The sequence below is a fragment of the Polaribacter sp. 20A6 genome (assembly GCF_011378915.1).
GTDB lineage: Bacteria > Bacteroidota > Bacteroidia > Flavobacteriales > Flavobacteriaceae > Polaribacter > Polaribacter sejongensis.
The window spans coordinates 1-713 of the sequence record NZ_WTPZ01000073.1 but is presented as its reverse complement, the minus strand read 5'-3'; the positions used below and the strand labels follow the sequence as shown (position 1 = coordinate 713).

At 49.1% G+C, this 713-nt stretch carries 1 protein-coding gene; it reads left to right on the top strand.

Features of this window, described 5'->3' with window-relative positions; translation table 11 throughout:
- A partial coding sequence (locus tag GQS57_RS18430; protein WP_165734436.1) for a hypothetical protein occupies window positions 1-672 on the top strand: 672 nt, incomplete at its 5' end.
- Between the last annotated feature and the right edge of the window lie 41 nt (window positions 673-713).

The following is a 713-nucleotide window of genomic DNA, read 5'->3' as shown; positions in this document are numbered from 1 at the left end:
GGCTTTTCCTCCACCCAGGACACTGTGGTGGCTCTTCATGCTCTGTCTCTGTTCGCCGCTAAAGTGTTCAGCCTGGAGGGCTCCAGCTCTGTTACTTTACAGTCCTCTGTGGCAGGAGAGGTGTATAACTTTGACGTGAATCGAGACAACAGGCTGCTGTATCAGGAGAAGCGGCTGAAGAACATTCCTGGCAGATATAGTGTTCAAGCCAAGGGCTCCACCTGTGTGTCTGTGCAGGTTGCATGTTTCTACAACGTCCCAACACCCATTCGAGTTTCCAGTACACTTAGTGTTGAAGTGAAGGTGGCAAGAGACTGCAGAGTGCGTGGATCTGATCTCCTGCTGAACATCACTGTGACGTACAATGGTGCAAAACCAACTACGAACATGGTTATTGTGGACATTAAACTCCTGTCAGGTTTCACAGCAGATACATCACTGCTTGGATCCCCACCAGATTCATTTGCTCCACTAGTGCAGCGGGTTGATGCTGGAGATGACCATGTGCTGGTGTATCTGAAAGGGGTTGCTAAGGGTGTCCCCATGACCTACAGGCTACAACTGAAACAGGGTCTTGCAGTGCAGGATCTCAAGCCAGCAGTCGTTGAGGTGTATGACTACTACCAGCCAAGTGACTCATTTGAGACCACATACGTGCCTCCCTGTCTGTGATTTGTGCTTAATTTCTGGCTATAGGATGTATGAAATAAAAC